The sequence below is a fragment of the Amycolatopsis sp. NPDC039088 genome (assembly GCF_055598845.1).
This window is the reverse complement of sequence record NZ_JBVKAE010000008.1, coordinates 92,899-109,291: the sequence shown is the minus strand read 5'-3', so window position 1 is coordinate 109,291 and position 16,393 is coordinate 92,899. Positions and strand designations below refer to the sequence as shown.

Here is a 16,393-nt window from a genome sequence, read left to right as displayed (position 1 = left end):
CGAAGATCCAACGGCGCTCCGTCGGTGCCATCAACCTCATGACCGCGTCGCACCTCCTCCGACAGGTTGTCGACCCGGTCGTCGTCGATCAGGTCCGTTGGCACCAGGATGGCGTCCACGTCCCGGCTGGCGACGTGGATCCGGTCGAGGTCGTTGCGCGAGTTCAACCATTCGCCCAGCGCATCACCGAACCTTGAACAACGAGTCGTTGCCTTCAAAGAAAACCTGGCCTGACGGGATCAAGGACTCGATGCCGAGAGGAGCAAACCATGACCTCATCGATGCATGGTGTAACGCAGGGAGGAGGTGACTGTTGGTGCGCATGGACTGCTAGGAACACACCGAAGCGAGGTGCGTGAGGAGCAGAGCGGTCGTGGTCTCGGCGGCTTGTTCAGGGATGTTGTGCTCGATCCCCTCAAGGTTCTCCAGCCGGTATGGTCCGGTAACCCAGTTCTTCGTCGCTTGTATACCCGAAAGTGCGACCATAGGGTCCTTCGTGCTCGCGATGAAGAGGGTTGGTACCGCAACGCGCTGCCCATAGCCTTCGAAATCGTTGGCCCTGTACCAGTTCAGCGCTGCGGTCAGAGCCCCCGGGAGAGAAAGCCGCCGGAAGTACTCCGCACACTTTTCCGGCGCGACGCCCGGCAGCTCAGGCGGTCCCGATGCGAGAATCGTGTTCTCGGGGATCGGAGCGGGCTGCCGGAAGAACTCCATGTACTTGGATGCCTCCTGCTGCACGGGATCGGTCCGCAGCGCCTCGGCGAAGGCACCGAGATGCGGCACCGAAACAGCGGTCAGCGAACGCACCCGGCGTCCGTACTTCGCCGCAGCGATCCAGGCAACCGCGGCACCCCAGTCGTGCCCGACCAGATCGAACCTATGCCAGCCTAGGGCGTCAGCCATCGCCAGAACGTCTCCAACGGCATGGTCCAACTGGTAGTTCTCAAGCCCACTAGGCCGTACGCCCGGCGAGTAGCCCCGCTGGTCGGGCGCCACCGCCCGGTAGCCGGCAGCGCCGAGCGCGCGCAACTGATGGTCCCACTCGATACCGAATTCGGGGAAGCCGTGCAACAAGAGCACCTTCCGGCCATGTCGCGGACCGGCGGCGACAGCGTCGAACGTGCCGGCTGGAGTGGGGATCCGCAGCGGTGTGATCCGCGGCAGCTCGGCAGCATATGCCGGGCCCGCAATACCCAGAGATGCCACACCAACGGCAGCCGTGGCACTCATCTTGATGAAGCCGCGGCGAGAATGAGAATTCGACATGCGGCCAGCCTGTCGGCCGACCGAGACGAAGACCATCGGGGCCACCCCCGTTGTCCCGTTGGGGCTGGCCCCACCAAGGGCGACCTGCCACACGCACCACGATGGAGCAGGCACCGCCGCTAAGCTTCTCGTGCTCGGCATTCGATTTGCGCGCATGACCGGCGCTCGAACTCTCTCACTATCGTTGCGGATACTGAGGAATGGTCTTGTAGCTTCGCTGCCAGCCCGTCCGGCTACCGGCTCCACGTGGCACGTGGATACGCCCAGGTTCTGAGGAAAGCTGGCTATGACCAAGGCAAATCCCAACACCTCGATCTCCGGCGCGCGGCGCCGGGCAAAGTTCGCGATCGTGCCCCTCGCAGCGGCTCAACTGATGATCACTTTGGATTCGACGATCGTGTCCGTGGCGCTACCCTCCCTGCAGGCGGATGTCGGCCTGAGCAATTCCGACCGCGCTTGGGCGGTCACGGCATATACGCTGACCTTTGGCGGGTTGCTGTTGCTGGGCGGCAGGCTAGGCGATTTGATCGGCCGCAAGCGCGCTCATGATCGGAGTGATCGGTTTCGCAGTCGTGTCGGCGGCGTGCGGCGCTGCCCAGAACAGCCTGATGTTCATTGGCTCCCGCGCATTGCAGGGGATATTCGCCGCTCTGATCGCGCCGTCGGCACTCGCGCTGATCACCACCACGTTCACTGGGCCGCGCGAGCGGGCCAAGGCGGTCGGCATCTACGCGGCGACCGCCATGTCCGGCGGCGCGGCGGGTCTCGTGGTCGGCGGACTACTCGCCGACTATCTCAGCTGGCGCTGGTGCATGTTCGTCAACATCCCGATGTCGGTGATCGTCATACTGGGAACGGTGCTCTGCGTCACCGGCACACCGCGCCACACCGATGTCAAGGCGGATGTGCCGGGAGCGATACTGGTGACACTCGGCATGGGTGTGGTGACCTACGGCCTCGCCGTGGCGAGCGAGGGCGGATGGGGCTCCGGAGAGACAATCGGGGCTCTGATCGCAGGGATCGCGCTACTCGCCGCGTTCGTGTGGTGGCAGTCCCGCGCCGTCAGTCCGCTGTTGCCGCTGAGGGTCGCGGTCAACCGTGTCAGCGGGGCCTCGTTCTTGGCGATGATGATCTCGGCGTTCTGCACGTTCGGCATGATGCTCGGGATGACCTTACAGTTGCAGACCGTGCTGCGGCGAAAGCGGCTGCGGCAAGGCGACGTTGCTACGTCTGCTCGCCGGGCTCGACACCCGGACGGCGTTGACCTCGAAGCCCCGGCCGAACGGATGGTCGCTTTCCAGGAGCACCGGCTGCTGCCCTGGCGGCGGGTGCGCCAGAACGTGGCCCTCGTCCTACCTCGCAACGGTGCCCGTGACGCCGCGGCGAAGGTGTTCGGCGACCTCGAGTCGTTCCCGGTCGATCGCGACCCCTCGTTGCGCGAGTACCACGAAAGATCGCCGCCCGAATCGACCGTCGAGGTGCGCTCAGCTGGTCGACGTAGTCCGGCGAGAACAGTTGCCACGCCGCGAGCAACACGAGGGCGCCAACACAGCCCAGCAGCGACCGCGCACGGCGGCGGGCAGGCGCGGGTGATCCGTGCCCGCAGGTCATCGCGGGCTGTGCCGTCACCCTCACGTTCTTGTTCGACGTCGGCGATGTCCTCGCCGTTGCTCTTCGCTTTGTGTCCGCGTCTGGGCGACCGCTGGTCGCACCAGCGGCCGCCCCGTTCGTGCCGCAGACCGGTCAGTGTGGTGTCATCGGATCGTCAGCACTGCCTTGCCCGGAAACTTCCGGTGATCGAGTGCCGTGAGCGTGTCGTTCGTCTGTGTCCACGAGGCGATATGGCCGATGGTGGGGTGCAGCTTCCCCCGTGCGACCAGGTCCACGAGTAGCACGAGGTCGGCCACGGGTGGCTCGGGGTGGGCGTAGGACAGGTAGCTGACCAGCTTCACGCCCTCGTGCCCGATGAAATCGTAGATGTCGATCGGGGTCTTCTCGCCGCTGCTGGTGCCGAACAGGACGATCGTGGCGCCGGGGGCGGCCTTGGCGAGCGACTCGGCGAGCGAGTGGCCACCGACGGACTCGGTGATCAGGTCGTACAGCCCATCAGCATCTGCAGGTGTGGCCACGACGTCGGCCGCCCCGAGGCCGCGGAGTTCCTCGGCGCGGGAGGCTGAGGCGACAGCAGTCACGCGGGCGCCACGGGCGGCGGCGAGTTCGATCTGAAACCGACCGACGCCGCCGTTGGCACCCGTGATCAGGACCTGGCGGCCGAGCAGATCACCGGCGATGCGCAGGGTGCGCAACGCGGTGAGACCGGCCAGCGGCAGCGCGGCCGCCCGTTCGATGTCGACAGAATCGGGCACGACCGTCAGCCGGTCGGTGTCCACAGCAGCGAGCTCTGCCCAACCGGCCTGATCGACCTGGGCGACGATCCGGTCGCCCGGCTGCGGTCCCGTTCCGTCGGCCGCGGCCTCGACAACCACACCGGCGATGTCCTGTCCGGGCGCCCAGTTCTGCGTGCGTGACTGCAACAGGGCAAGCTCACCTCGGTTGACCGAGAAGGCGCGCACCGCGACGAGCGCCTGGTTGACCGATGGCCTGGGGTCGTCCACGTCTCGGGTGAGCAGGCCCTGCGGGGTATTGATCAGTGCTTTCATGCTGTCGAGTAGACGTCGCGGAACATCCGGTCAACCAGCGGCAGTTATATCGGACAGTATTCACGACTTGTGAAGGATCGGAGCCGACCTGTGGAGATCCGGCAGTTGCGGTACTTCGTCGCGGTCACGGAGGAGGGCACGTTCGCGGCAGCGGCAGACCGGCTGCACATCGTCCCGGCCGCGGTGAGCCAGCAGATCGCCAGGCTGGAACGGGAGCTGTCGGTCCGGCTGTTCGACAGGTCCACCCGGCACGTCGCCCTCACCGCGGCCGGGGAACTGCTGCTACCGGAAGTGCGGGCGGCGTTGGCCGCCGGTGACCGGATCGGCCGCATCGCGGCCGACATCGCCGCGGGTACCGTTGGCATCCTGCGGCTGGGCACCAGCCAGGGCATGGGCGAGCGCCTGCACCGGCTGCTGGATCACCTCGCCGCCGCCACTCCGGCGCTGGACGTCCGACTCGACGCAGCGCCACTCCCCGAGCGCCTCGACGCCGTCCGACACGGCGTGCTCGACGCCGCCTTCACTCGGATCCTCGATCACGCACCAGGCCTGGAACTGCTGCCGGTATGGACCGATCCGCTCACCGTCGCCCTGCCGGCCACGCACCCCCTCGCCGCGAACTCTGTGGTACGGCTTCAAGATCTGGCAGACATGCCGCTCCGGCTCGTTCCTCGCGAGGACAACCCACTCTTCTACGACCTGATCGTCAACGCGTGCCGAGATGCCGGGTTCGACCCAGTACTCGGCACGACGTTCACCGATCTGCAGAACACCCTGGCCACCATTGGCAGCAGTAGTCCATCGTGGACCGTGCTGTATCAAGCCACCGCCGACCTGCTCCCCGTTCGCCGAGTTGCCTTCCGCCCCCTCACCGCACCCGAACCGGTCACCTCACTGGCCGTCCGGCCCAACCCACCCATCCCCGCCGTGCGCGCGCTCCTGGACGCATGCTCACGAGTAGCAACCTGACGACACAACCACGGGAGCCCGACCGTCACCGATGTGGACAGTTGTTGCGATCAGCGCACCGACGCGGTCGTGGTTTCGCCGATCGAGTAGATCCCTCCGGGTGCGGCGTAGCTGACTGGCCCGTCGAACCGGGTCGAGGCACGAGCCACCGCGTGCTCCGGTGTAAGGGACCGGCCGACGTGCGTGACGACCAACTGGCCTGCCCTCGCCGCGGCGGCCGTACCGCCGGCATCCTCGGGCGTGTGGTGCACTCGCTCGCCCTCGGCCGATACCTGGTCGCTCTCGGCCTCGCACAGCAGCACGTCACACCCCTCGGCCAGTTCGGTCAGGGCTTGGCACGGCGCGGTGTCCCCGGAATACACCAGCGACCTCCCCGCAGCCTCGATCCGTACGGCGAAGGCCGGCACACCGTGCACCACGGCCCTGCTGGTGAGCCGGAGCGAGCCGACCCTCGCCTGGTGCCCGTCGTGCAGCTCGGTCACCGCGAACGCCGATTCGATCGGGCTCCGAGTCGCAGTGTTGGTGAGGAAACCGGCCAACCGATCGGCGATCCCCACCGGGCCGTAGAGGGGAATCGGGGCCGGCAGCCGAATGTCGGCGTAGAGAAAACCGTAGTACGCGGTGAGCAGGTCCGCGCTGTGATCAGCGTGCAAGTGCGAGATCCAGATCGCGTCGAGTGCGTCGAGCCGCACGTGGCGCTGAAGCGGACCGAGCGTCCCGCTGCCCGCGTCCACCCAGATCCGGGTGTCGCCGTACGAGAGCAGGTAGCCCGAGCACGGGTTGTCCGCACTCGGGTACGGCGTCGCGCTCCCGAGGACCGTAAAGCGAAAAAGCTCGTTGCTCATCCCAGGATGATACGAACCCGGCTTGCATCCCGGGAAAGCGGTGGCTCCCCGGATAATGTGTGGAGTGGCATAGCGTCGGTAGTTGCACATAGCTCCAGGCGGACCTCTGGCCGTTGATCGGCGCGCTCGCCGGATGACGAGGGGGTGCGCGGTCATGTCCCGCATACATATCCGTTACGCGTCGCGTATCGTGCGTATGCGACAGTTCTACGCGTTACGATCGGGTAAAGCTGCGCATCAGGTGGATGATTCGGCACACAAAGCGGCTGGCACCACTTCACATGCGAATGACCGACCTGCCGTCTCGTCCGGACGAACCAGAATTTCGCAGGTGAGCGTCCGGCCGGTGGCGACCGGGAGAGCACCGAGGGCGGCGCATTCTGGTGTGTGATGGCAGGTTGATCTCCGCCTGCGGAAGGGGAGACTGCCGCGTTATTCGGCCGCGACTTCGCCTGACCACTCCGACTCGGATGTCGAAAGCCCGCGGAGCATTGATCGACGGTTCGCCCCGTTAGGACTCTATGCGGCCATCACCCCACGCACGCGCGAACGCTCCCCATTCTTTGTATAACTCGATGTGGTGAACTTGCTCGCCAGCCGTCGACCAGCAGTGGTCACGATACGAGCCGTCGGCCCGATATGCCGCCGCCGGGCCGACCTGGGTATACCCACCACCAGCGCCATGTCGCCACAACTTCGCGATGACGTCGCGGTTGTAATATTCCGGATAGGAGCTTCCGGCCATCTTGAGACTGAGGCATATCCGGCCGGAAGCATTCTATCTAAAATCGGTGGTGTTCTCACTGAATTGAATGTCGAAAGTGAATGAAAATGGGACGCTCCCAGTCGAAGGACTGGATGCGACAGCCGTCGTATCCGCCAGTACTGAACCGCACAGCAGGGCGACAAGTGCGCTGCCGAAGGTCGCAGCCCGTTTTGCATGAACGCGCATCGGAACTCCTTCGGGTCGATGGCGGTTCCATGGAACCGCCGGCCTGAGCGCAATAGTGCACGAGCTCTTCTGTCCGCAGGCTTCAGTCGGGCTTCATGGTCTTGCTTCGGCGGGAGCACTACACCCCTCCGTTCTCCGTGACCGATCGGCAGCGATGTCGCCGGCGCGTCGACGAAGGTGGTCACCACGGATGCGTCAAAGCCGTCACGAGTGGTTCGAGGTCGTCGCGGCCCATGCGTGTCGCCACGTGGAGGCCGCGGCGCGGTGCGGCGGTGAGCGCGACGAAACGCACGTCCGCTCGCAGCGCCGGTGCCAGTGTCCGTGGTGCCATGGCCACGCCGTGGCCTGCGGCGACCAATGCGATCTTGGTCATGAGGTCGGAAGTGGAGCGATCGACCCGGACGGTGACGTGATGGCGGGCGGCCAGTTCCTGCAACAACGCCTGTGATCCCGGGTGGTCCTCGATCCACAGCTCGTCAGCGAGCATCGCGAGGCTCACCCTTCGGCGATGCGCGAGCCGGTGGTCGGCGGGCAGCACCACTCCCATGACGTCGTCGAACAAGTGCCTGGTCGCCACTCCTGTCGTGGCGGGCAGTCCGGGTGGCGAGTCGGTGACGACGGCAAGGTCCAGTTCGCCGGCGGCAACGTGCGCGACGAGCCGCGGTGTGAGATCGGTCAGCATCGTCCAGGGCGGTGGATCGGCCAGCCCGCGCAACACCGCGGGGACGAAGCCGAGGGCAGCTGACGGGACGGCCCCCAGTGCGAGGTGGGCTCCCGGCCGTGCGGAGGTCGCGGCGCGGCGGCCTCGTTCGGCTTCGGCCAGTATCAGCCGGGCGTGCGGCAGGAGTGCGGTGCCCGCGTCGGTGAGCCGGACGCCACGTGCGCCGCGCGACACCAGTGGCACGCCGATGTCGCGCTCCAGACCGGCGATCTGCCGGGAGATCGCAGACTGCGTGTATCCGAGAACCGAGGCAGCGGCCGACAAACTGCTTGCGCGGCTGACTTCGACAAAGGTCGACCAGGGCACCAGTGACGCTGACCAGACATGCGGATCAGGCATAGCTGCTCAACAAAATCATCGCTTGTCGCATGACCGAACGATAGCCAAGCTGACGGCCATGACAACTGCGCACACAGTCGCTGTCCTCGGCTTGGGGAGAATGGGTTCGGCGATGGCTCGTCGGCTTTCCGGTACGGGGCCACGGGTCGTCGGTTGGTCCCGTCGATCGGTGCCACCGGAGGGCGTGTCCGTCGCGGACAAGCCGGGCGATGCGGTGCGCGAGGCAGACGTCGTGCTGCTCGCACTGTTCGACGGAGAGGCGTGCGCCGAGGTGGTCGCCTCCTGCCTCGATGACCTGCCGGCAGGTTGTGTGGTGGTGAACACCTCGACGATCTCGGCGTGGGAGGCTGACGCACTGGAACGGCTGGTCACCGAGCACGGGCACGGCTACCTGCACTGCCCGGTCCTGGGATCGGTCCCCGCGGCCGAGGCAGGCACGTTGACTCTGCTGGCCGGGGCGGCCGGGGTCCCTGAGCCGCTGACGACACTTGGTCAGATCGTGCCCTGCGGCGACACCATGACGGCCGCGACGATCAAGCTGGTGGCCAACAGCGCGCTGGCGGTGACCGTGGTCGCGCTCGGCGATGTCGTCGCACGCGGTCTGCGGGCAGGACTGGATCGTGAGCTGCAGCTCGACGTCCTGGCGCACACGTCCCTGGGTGGGCTGGCTGTCGCCAAGCGACGGTGGCTGGATGGTGCCGCGGCCCACACGGAGTTCTCTGCTGCCACTCTGACCAAGGACATCGAGTTGCTGTGCACCATCGACCCGCTGAGCCGGTCGCTGCTGGAGGACCTGCGCGCCGCGGGCACACGCGATGACGCCGACATCGGGGCAGTCGCCGCGAGTCTGGGGGTCTCCGGGACCTGGCCGGTCGACCCGAGCAGCCGCCTGGATGCCGCTCCGACGGTGCCCCGCGACGCCGCCCTGCTCGCGCCACTGATCGCCTATGCCCGCGGCCACGCCACCGGCGACCCCGCGCACTTCCACGACGCGTTCCGACCCACCGCGCACGTGGAGGGCACGCGGGCCGGCGAGTTCGTTTCGTGGAACCTCGAGGACTACTGCCGCAACTTCCACGGCACACCGGCCAGCGACGAGTCCCTCCGGCGCCGCACCATCACCGTGCTACGCCGCCACGGCTCGGTCGCCCACGCGACGATGGTCCTCGAACACGGGCCGGACACCTTCACCGACATGTTCGTCCTGGCCGAGCAGGACGACACATGGCGCATCACGAACAAGGTCTACCACCGGGACCCGAACCCAATTCCGCCCAAGGACGCGGCACGGTGACCGGGCCGGCGAAAGAGACCACGAACGTGTGGTGCGACGAAGTCCGTCATGCTGAAGTGTGACAGCGGTTGAAGCCGGTCAGTTCGCCGCGGCCGCCCGAAGGATCGCCGCGGCCGAGCGCTCGACGTCGGACTCGGTGGTCGACCAGTTGGAGACGGAGATGCGCAGGTAGCGACGACCACGCCAGGTGGTGCCGCCCAGCCAGCAGGTGCCGTCACGTTGAACCGCGTCGATGATCGCGCCGGTGCGGTCATCGACGCCGAACCCGGCCAGCACCTGGTTCAGGACGACGTCGTTGGCGATCTCGGCACCACCTTCGGCGAGGACTACGTGGTTTGTCAGGCTCTCATACGCCTGAATGGCGATTCGGTGAACGATGCGGCCGCTAGGGGCGCAGGGTCGGTGCCTCGTCCTCCTTCACCGTGAAGGACACTCACGGGTCCGTTGGCGAGCTCCTCACCGTCGACCACGTCGCTGCCCAGGACGACGGTGTGCCGGAGGCCGGTCAGGTACAACACCAGAGCGGCGTAGCGGTGGATCACTCGTCACACGCGCCTACTGACACGGCGACGTAAGTAGCACGCGATCGCCGTCGTCACCGCGACACACAGCCGATCACGATTCCGTCCCGTGCTCGCCGGCGATCGTATGGAAGGCGATCGACTCAACGGCCCGCCCGAGAGAGACCGCGGGTTCCACCACCGCGGTGAAGGGGAATCAGGGCACTGGCACATTGCCTCTCATCGCCGTCGCCGAGGGCTGAGCAGAGGATCTTGTGCCGCACGGCAGAAGGCTCACCCCGCAAATTATTCTCTGGTTGACAACTCTTTCCCTTCCCATTGACACGACAACATCCAGTGGTCGATCCTTCACTCGGCACGCATGCCAAGGGATGCCGAGTCACATGCTGCCGAGTCGGCGACAATGAAATGTCTGCCCGGGCTTCAGCCACATTTATTTCCAACCGAAATCAGACTTCACCGACCACCAGCGATTAGGGCCTCGTGTCGAAATTCGTGCCTTGGGTGACAGAGTTCATCGGTATTTCCGTTGACACCGTTCACAATGTGGAGTCCATGCGGCAGGCGGGTCTGATCGAGCCGCTCCAGCCGGTGTGGGGATTGAAGAAGCTGGCCGCCATCCGGAAGGTCGGCGTCCTCGCCGGCCCGGTGCAGGTTCTCGCACGCCGAGCCCCTGGAACGGCCGCCATCATCGACGAGTCGGGCACGCTCTCCTACGGGGAACTCGACGCGCGCACCACCGCACTGGCGCGCGCTTGGCAGGAAATCGGGCTCGGGCCGAACACGGTGATCGCGATACTGGCCCGAGACCATCGCGGTCTGGTCGAGGCCATGATCGCCTCCGCCAAGCTCGGCGCGAAGCTGCTGCTGATGAACACCGGGTTCGCCGGGCCACAGCTCGCGGACGTGGCCCGCCGCGAGGGCGTGTCCGCGGTGGTCTACGACCAGGAGTTCACCGATCTGTTGTCCGAGCTGCCGGCTAAGCTGCCCAGGTTCCTCTGCTGGGTCGATGAAGAACCCGGCGACGTTCGCTCGATCGGGCACTTGATCGCCCACTCCGGACGCGAGCCGCTGCCCGCCCCGCCGTCGGTCGGCTCGATCGTTCTTCTGACGTCCGGCACCACAGGTACCCCGAAAGGCGCACCTCGGAACACGGCAAGTCCACTGGCAGCCGCCCAATTCGTCGAACGCGTTCCCCTGCGGGCACGAGAGATCACCATGTTGACCTCACCGGTGTTCCACGCCACCGGATTCTCCCAGCTCGTCATGGCCATGGCACTGGGCTCGACCGTGGTGTTGCACCGCCGGTTCGACCCGGAGAAGACACTGGCACTCCTGGAGGAGCACCGGGTGACCGCACTGGTTACCGTGCCCACCATGCTCCAGCGGATCATGGACCTGGAGCCAGAGACCTTGCACAAGTACGACACGGGCGCCTTGCGGATCATCCTTTCGTCCGGATCCGCCTTGCCGACGGACCTCGGCAACCGGGCCGTCGCGCGATTCGGCGAAGTGATCTACAACCTGTACGGGTCCACCGAGGTCGCCGTGGTCAGCATCGCCACTCCCACGGACTGGCAGGCAGCGCCGGGAACAGTGGGCCGCCCGCCGCACGGCTGCACGATCCGACTCTATGACAGGCACGGCAGGCGAATCACCGCACCGGATGTGCGGGGCCGGATTTTCAGCGGTTCGACCCTTTCCTTCGACGGCTACACCGGCGGCGGGACCAAACAAGGGATCGACGGGCTCCTGGCCACAGGCGATATCGGCCACTTCGACGCCGAAGGCCGATTGTTCGTGGACGGTCGCGACGACGACATGGTGGTTTCCGGCGGGGAGAACGTGTTTCCCGGCGAAATCGAAGACCTGCTCACAGGGCGTGCCGATGTGCTGGAGTGTGCGGTCCTGGGGGTCCCCGATGAGCAATTCGGCCAGCGACTCAAGGCGTTCGTCGTACGCGTACCCGGTGAAAATCTGGATACCGAAACGATCAAGGAGTACGTGAAGGCACATCTCGCCCGGTACAAAGTGCCGCGCGACGTGGTGTTCCTGGACCGGATACCTCGCAACCCCACAGGGAAAGTGAGGCGAGACGATCTTCTGCTTCCGGGCAAAACACCCAACGGCAGCGAGTAGGCCGCATCAAGGAATTACCTGTCACCAGTTCGGCAAAGGGCGGGCTACGTCGGAAAATTCTCCTTGCCATCCGAAGATCGAGCGTCCGCCCGCAGACAGAGCCGCGTCGACGATGGACAGTACACACCCGACCAGCAGGACACCCAGGGGTGCAGTTCGATGAAAGAGTCCAAGGTCCCGGCTGAAATCGCCGATCTTTCGTTCTTCCAACGGTTTTCTGCCGAGGAAATCAGTAGAGTCCTGCGACACGGGCACAAGGTGACCCTTCCTCAAGGGTGGCCATTGATAGCAGAGGGAACTCCTGGCGACGCCGCCTACATCCTGCTCGAAGGGCAACTCACCGTCTGGCGGGGACGAGAGCTCACCACAACTCTCGGGCCCGGCAGCCTCATCGGAGAGATCTCGTTGCAGCAGGGCACTCTCCGCGCGGCCACCGTGTCCGCCGCGACACCGGTTACCGTGCTACGGCTCAGCTCCCGAACCTTCACCCGCTTGGTCGCGAACTCGCCCGCGTTCGCGCGAGCGGTGGATGAAGTCATCAACAACCGGACCACGCCACGCGCCTCCAGTGTGTCGGTCGAGCACCGGCGGGGAGGTGGAAGCCCACGATACCTGTTGATTTGTCTCCTGCTCTGGCTCTTCGTGTGCTTGGCGTTACGGTGGCGGCGTGTTCAGCCCTTGGTACGCCAGACGCCCCTGATCGGGTCTGCCCTGCGGGTTGTCTTCGGCTCCGCTCCACGAGGAGCCAAAGGCTGAACAGCGTGTCCGCCCCAGCAGCACCGAGGCACCTGTACGGCTGCTTGCCTCTCATTCAGCGAACCGGGTCACAAACACCGGGGTCCGCGTCAGGCTGCCCATGATTCCGACGCACCGGCACACGCGACCCGGGACCCGTCGAGCCGACGCAGACCGATCCTGAACGCGGCAGCCCCTGAGCCCCAACGTCTTCGAGGTGGATACATACCGCGTCGGCCCAGCTGGTCGTCATGACATGCCGCCGGGCGCCTGTTCACCTCGATCCGCACAATGCGATCCGAAGCCGGGCCGCCAGAAAGCACCAGGCCCAGCCAGTGCTTCTTCCGCACCCACGTCCCCAGCATTCCGTCTGAGCGGAGATTGCATCCTTTCAGGTGAAGCTTCCCGGCGGTAGAGGCTTCCCAGATGCGCGTAACGCGCTGTCGTGTAGGGGCTCGAGTGCACACCAGCCAGAGCGACGAGTGTCGAGTTTGATATCCGGAAGCCCTGGCCACCTTGGCGGCATGGCGCCTGAACTGGCTTTATGCATACTCGAAGTGGAGCGCGGTCAGCGCCGCTTATCCGTTCACCTCGCCGGATCGTCCGCCGACCGGCTCGCCTGCGACAACCACAACATGGTCGTCCTCGACCGTGGCAGCACGGGAGTCCGGCAGAATCAAAGTATGGTTGCAGTAAGAAATCTTCCACGACACATTGTCCTAAGTAGACAATGGCAGAGTTCCGGGAAGCTTCACGTCGTACTTCGGCTGAGGCGCAAGGTGAGGAAATCCGAGCTGGGCGAGAGATCCGCGTAGTCGACCCGGTAGCCGCCGAAAGTGTCCCCCTCAACCTTGACCACGTCCATCGTGAACGACACCGCCGGGCCCGCCGATGGCAGGGCGTAGGACATCGTCACGATCGCACGCCCCGCCGAAGCACAGATTTCCCCTTGCGGGCACCGCTCGTCCAGCACCGCCAGATAAGCGAGGCGCAGGTCTTCGTCCGGGAGCACCGTCCAGGTGCCCAGGCGGAACGTGAACGCGTCGCCCAACGCCGGCGGACCGCACGAGGCGTTCAGGAACACGAGCACCAGACCGAACAACACCAGTTTCACCGGGGTCCTCCAGAGCCACCGTCTTCGCATACGAGAAGGACGTACGGACCGGCCGTTCCGGTTGCATCGGTCCGATGTGTTCCCCGTGCCGCCCCTGAGCGTCCGACCATTGACCAGATCAGACATGCCAGGATCTCCTCACCACGGTTCGACGGACCAAAACGACGACTGTCGACCGGGTGATCACCGCCGGGGTCGGGCACGAAATCCGGACGGCGATCGGCCCGGCACGAGCAGTCGCCATCCCGGGGGCCAGCACCGGCCAGGGCGTCGACAATGACCTGCTCGTCCCGATGTGCGACCTCATCGGCCAACGCGGCGCCGGCCTACTTCGAGCGTCGGTAGCGTTCTGTCGATACGACCCGGCGTAGCTCGCTGGCCGACTCGGTGTGGGGTGGCGCTGTGAAGACCACTACGCGCTGGTCGTTGCCCGGTACTGTAAGGACATCGCAATCGACGGTCAACGGACCGATCTCGGGGTGATGGACGGTCTTGGTACACGTGATGTGCTCATCTACCGCATGGGAGTTCCACAGCTCGACGAATCGGCCACTGGCTTCGCTCAGTTCGTCCACGAGGTCGGTCACGCGCGTATCGGCCGGGTACAGGACGGTGGCGGCGCGCAGATCGGCTACGACAGCCTGCTCGAAACGTATCTCCTGAGACGGTTCGTGTGTGACCAAGGTCGGCCGCCGGTGGAAATGCGACCAAAGCACGTTTCGTTCCCGCTCGGGCACCTCGGAGGGATCACCCAGCAGAGCGGCGAAGGGTCGATTCCAGGCGATCAGGTTCCAGATCGCGTCGTAGACGCCCAACGGAACGTCTTGCATCTGGTCGATGAGCCGCCGCACACTCGGCGTGATCCGGGCGGCCACCTGACCGCCGTTAGGCGGTTGTTTCCCAGCGAGGACGAACAAGTGGCGGCGTTCCAGCTCGGACAACCGCAGCGTCCTGGCCAATGCGTTCAGGGTTTGCACCGACGGCATCCCCACCCGGCCTTGCTCCAGGCGCATGATGTAGTCGACCGAGATCCCGGCGAGCATCGCGAGTTCCTCACGCCGCAGGCCGGGTGCGCGCCTGTTGCGGCCCGCGGGGACGCTGACAGCCGTCGGGTCGAGTCTGTCTCGCCAGGTTCGTAACGCGTGGCCCAGCTCCACAGCCTTGTTCACCTGTCAAGTATGGACTGACCGATCGGCGGCCTGAACCTAGTACTGCTTTTCCTAGGAAATACTCGTACTCCCCCAGTTCGCTGAACAGCGGCAGGCTGGGCGCATGACCACAACACTGATCACCGGCGCGAACCGCGGCCTTGGCCTGGAGACCGCGCGCCTGCTCATAGCGGCCGGTCATGAGGTTTACCTGGGCGCCCGCGACCCGGAGCGCGGCACCGAGGCCGTGCGGCGTATCGGCGGTCGCATGATTCAGATCGACGTGACCAGCGACGAGTCGGTCATCGCCGCCGCGAAGCGGATCGGAGAGGACGTCGGGCGGCTGGACGTGCTCGTCAACAACGCCGGCATCTTCGGATCTCGGCAAGCAGCCGCCGAAATCACGGCCGAGGACATGCTGTCCGTCTATGACACCAACGTTTTCGGCGTCGTTCGGATGATGTACGCGTTCAGACCCCTGTTGGGTGCCAGCGACAACCCTGTCGTGGTCAACGTGAGCAGTGGGTTGGGATCGATCGCCGCGGCGGTGGACCCGACCGGCTACCCCGCGGAAGTACCGGTGTGGGTGCCTTCGGTGGATTACGGCTCGGCCAAAGCCGCGCTCAACATGGTCACGGTGCAGTACGCCCACGCCTATCCCCAGATGCGGATCAACACGGTGGATCCCGGGCTCACCGACTCCGATCCACAGCAGATAGCGCGGCCGGGGGCCGGGACCGTCACGGAGGGCGCAGCCGTGATCGTCGCCATGGCCTCCATCGACAAAGACGGTCCGACGGGCGGCTTCTACGGCAACGCCGGCCCCCTCCCCTGGTAACCCACGAACTCGGAACTGAGGAAAACCATGTCAGAAACTCGAACCGTCGAGATAGTCCTCGACTTCGTCTGCGCCGGCTCCTACCTTGGCTTCACGCGGCTCCAACACGCCGCCAGTCGCTACCGAGCCAACGGGGGCATAGTCGAAATCCGGTTTCAGCCATTCCAACTACGCCCCGACGCACCACTTGACGGAGGAACGCACTTCGACCTGCACAAGCGAGAACGTGGCGAACAAGCCGCACGAGCGATCGCCGACGACACCACTCTCGGCGCGGCCGAGGGTCTGGTGTTCAACTTCCGAAAGGCATGGTTCACCAACACGTTCGAGGCGCATCGGCTACTGCTGCAAGCAGTGTCCCAAGGCCGCGGAGAAGCCATGGCGGAACGCCTCTTTCGGGCATACTTCGCCGAGGGCGTGCACCTGTCCGACCAGGCCGAACTCACGCGTCTCGCGGCTGACACCGGGGTGGAGCCGACAGGAGTCAGCGCGGAAGAATTACGAGGCGCACTCGCGCACGGCCGCGAACTCGGCATCGAATCGACACCGGTCTTTCGCTTCACCAACGGGCCGACGCTGTCCGATGTGCAGTCCACGGACACCTTGCTCGCCGTACTGAACGAGCGCCGATAGCCCACCCGGGCCTGGTTCGAGGCACTGCCTCGGTCGACCCGCCGACCGAGGCAAGTACCACCGGCTGGCACCCGCGGACGGTGCACGCCCGGAGCGGGCCCGGTAGAACGTCGGTCCTGGACACGGGCGAGGGCCGGGGCCACCGTGGAGTTCCTGCGGCTTGTCGCCGCGCTGGTGGACGACCAGCTACCATGAATGAGCTGTTCACCGGCACCGACG

The 16,393-nt window shown here is 65.7% G+C and carries 12 protein-coding genes and 2 pseudogenes; 7 read left to right on the top strand and 7 right to left on the bottom strand.

The window, feature by feature from the left end:
- Positions 1–330: 330 nt before the first annotated feature.
- Positions 331–1,302, bottom strand: a complete 972-nt coding sequence (locus tag ACZ7KI_RS12645; RefSeq protein ID WP_470273275.1) for an alpha/beta fold hydrolase — start codon at positions 1,300–1,302, stop codon at positions 331–333.
- Between the two features lie 250 nt (positions 1,303–1,552).
- Here ACZ7KI_RS12645 and ACZ7KI_RS12640 point away from each other — a divergent pair.
- Positions 1,553–2,372 (top strand): annotated as a pseudogene (locus tag ACZ7KI_RS12640) (MFS transporter); the annotation flags it as partial.
- A gap of 648 nt (positions 2,373–3,020) precedes the next feature.
- On the opposite strand, the gene ACZ7KI_RS12635 reads toward ACZ7KI_RS12640, so the two are convergent.
- Positions 3,021–3,926 carry a zinc-binding dehydrogenase gene (locus ACZ7KI_RS12635; RefSeq protein ID WP_470273274.1) on the bottom strand — a complete coding sequence of 302 codons (906 nt, stop codon included), beginning with the start codon at positions 3,924–3,926 and terminating at the stop codon, positions 3,021–3,023.
- A 90-nt stretch (positions 3,927–4,016) separates the two neighbouring features.
- Here ACZ7KI_RS12635 and ACZ7KI_RS12630 point away from each other — a divergent pair, with 90 nt between their 5' ends.
- Positions 4,017–4,895: a LysR family transcriptional regulator gene (locus ACZ7KI_RS12630; protein ID WP_470273273.1), complete on the top strand. Its 879-nt coding sequence runs from the start codon at positions 4,017–4,019 to the stop codon at positions 4,893–4,895.
- Between the two features lie 50 nt (positions 4,896–4,945).
- Here the strand turns inward: ACZ7KI_RS12630 and ACZ7KI_RS12625 are convergent, their stop codons facing one another.
- Positions 4,946–5,740 (bottom strand): MBL fold metallo-hydrolase, encoded by a 795-nt coding sequence (locus ACZ7KI_RS12625; protein ID WP_470273272.1) that lies wholly within the window; start codon positions 5,738–5,740, stop codon positions 4,946–4,948.
- Between the two features lie 1,133 nt (positions 5,741–6,873).
- Positions 6,874–7,752 carry a LysR family transcriptional regulator gene (locus ACZ7KI_RS12620; protein ID WP_470273271.1) on the bottom strand — a complete coding sequence of 293 codons (879 nt, stop codon included), beginning with the start codon at positions 7,750–7,752 and terminating at the stop codon, positions 6,874–6,876.
- A 58-nt stretch (positions 7,753–7,810) separates the two neighbouring features.
- Between ACZ7KI_RS12620 and ACZ7KI_RS12615 the strand changes: the two genes are divergently transcribed.
- Positions 7,811–9,046, top strand: a complete 1,236-nt coding sequence (locus tag ACZ7KI_RS12615) for a nuclear transport factor 2 family protein (protein WP_470273270.1) — start codon at positions 7,811–7,813, stop codon at positions 9,044–9,046.
- A 78-nt stretch (positions 9,047–9,124) separates the two neighbouring features.
- Here ACZ7KI_RS12615 and ACZ7KI_RS12610 read toward each other — a convergent pair.
- Positions 9,125–9,370 (bottom strand): annotated as a pseudogene (locus ACZ7KI_RS12610) (aspartate aminotransferase family protein); the annotation flags it as partial.
- Positions 9,371–10,122: 752 nt separating this feature from the next.
- On the opposite strand from ACZ7KI_RS12610, the gene ACZ7KI_RS12605 reads away from it, so the two are divergent.
- On the top strand, positions 10,123–11,706 hold the full coding sequence (locus ACZ7KI_RS12605; RefSeq protein ID WP_470273269.1) for an acyl-CoA synthetase: 1,584 nt from the start codon (positions 10,123–10,125) through the stop codon (positions 11,704–11,706).
- 159 nt (positions 11,707–11,865) lie between these two features.
- The gene (locus ACZ7KI_RS12600; RefSeq protein WP_470273268.1) at positions 11,866–12,462 is read left to right on the top strand and encodes a cyclic nucleotide-binding domain-containing protein; all 597 of its coding nucleotides are present in this window, start codon (positions 11,866–11,868) and stop codon (positions 12,460–12,462) included.
- 730 nt (positions 12,463–13,192) lie between these two features.
- Here ACZ7KI_RS12600 and ACZ7KI_RS12595 read toward each other — a convergent pair.
- Positions 13,193–13,555 (bottom strand): hypothetical protein, encoded by a 363-nt coding sequence (locus ACZ7KI_RS12595; protein ID WP_470273267.1) that lies wholly within the window; start codon positions 13,553–13,555, stop codon positions 13,193–13,195.
- Positions 13,556–13,881: 326 nt separating this feature from the next.
- On the bottom strand, positions 13,882–14,712 hold the full coding sequence (locus ACZ7KI_RS12590) for a helix-turn-helix transcriptional regulator (protein ID WP_470273431.1): 831 nt from the start codon (positions 14,710–14,712) through the stop codon (positions 13,882–13,884).
- 115 nt (positions 14,713–14,827) lie between these two features.
- On the opposite strand from ACZ7KI_RS12590, the gene ACZ7KI_RS12585 reads away from it, so the two are divergent.
- Together ACZ7KI_RS12585 and ACZ7KI_RS12580 are read left to right on the top strand one after the other, a co-directional pair.
- On the top strand, positions 14,828–15,541 hold the full coding sequence (locus ACZ7KI_RS12585) for an SDR family NAD(P)-dependent oxidoreductase (RefSeq protein ID WP_470273266.1): 714 nt from the start codon (positions 14,828–14,830) through the stop codon (positions 15,539–15,541).
- 27 nt (positions 15,542–15,568) lie between these two features.
- Positions 15,569–16,174 carry a DsbA family oxidoreductase gene (locus ACZ7KI_RS12580; protein ID WP_470273265.1) on the top strand — a complete coding sequence of 202 codons (606 nt, stop codon included), beginning with the start codon at positions 15,569–15,571 and terminating at the stop codon, positions 16,172–16,174.
- Positions 16,175–16,393 lie beyond the last annotated feature (219 nt).

Excerpts from the sequence above, each read along its gene's own strand:
- ACZ7KI_RS12645 (WP_470273275.1), bottom strand. The coding sequence starts at position 1,302 with ATGGTCTTCGTCTCGGTCGGCCGACAGGCTGGCCGCATGTCGAATTCT.
- ACZ7KI_RS12635 (WP_470273274.1), bottom strand. The coding sequence starts at position 3,926 with ATGAAAGCACTGATCAATACCCCGCAGGGCCTGCTCACCCGAGACGTG.
- ACZ7KI_RS12625 (WP_470273272.1), bottom strand. The coding sequence starts at position 5,740 with ATGAGCAACGAGCTTTTTCGCTTTACGGTCCTCGGGAGCGCGACGCCG.
- ACZ7KI_RS12620 (WP_470273271.1), bottom strand. The coding sequence starts at position 7,752 with ATGCCTGATCCGCATGTCTGGTCAGCGTCACTGGTGCCCTGGTCGACC.
- ACZ7KI_RS12615 (WP_470273270.1), top strand. The coding sequence starts at position 7,811 with ATGACAACTGCGCACACAGTCGCTGTCCTCGGCTTGGGGAGAATGGGT.
- ACZ7KI_RS12605 (WP_470273269.1), top strand. The coding sequence starts at position 10,123 with ATGCGGCAGGCGGGTCTGATCGAGCCGCTCCAGCCGGTGTGGGGATTG.
- ACZ7KI_RS12600 (WP_470273268.1), top strand. The coding sequence starts at position 11,866 with ATGAAAGAGTCCAAGGTCCCGGCTGAAATCGCCGATCTTTCGTTCTTC.
- ACZ7KI_RS12585 (WP_470273266.1), top strand. The coding sequence starts at position 14,828 with ATGACCACAACACTGATCACCGGCGCGAACCGCGGCCTTGGCCTGGAG.
- ACZ7KI_RS12580 (WP_470273265.1), top strand. The coding sequence starts at position 15,569 with ATGTCAGAAACTCGAACCGTCGAGATAGTCCTCGACTTCGTCTGCGCC.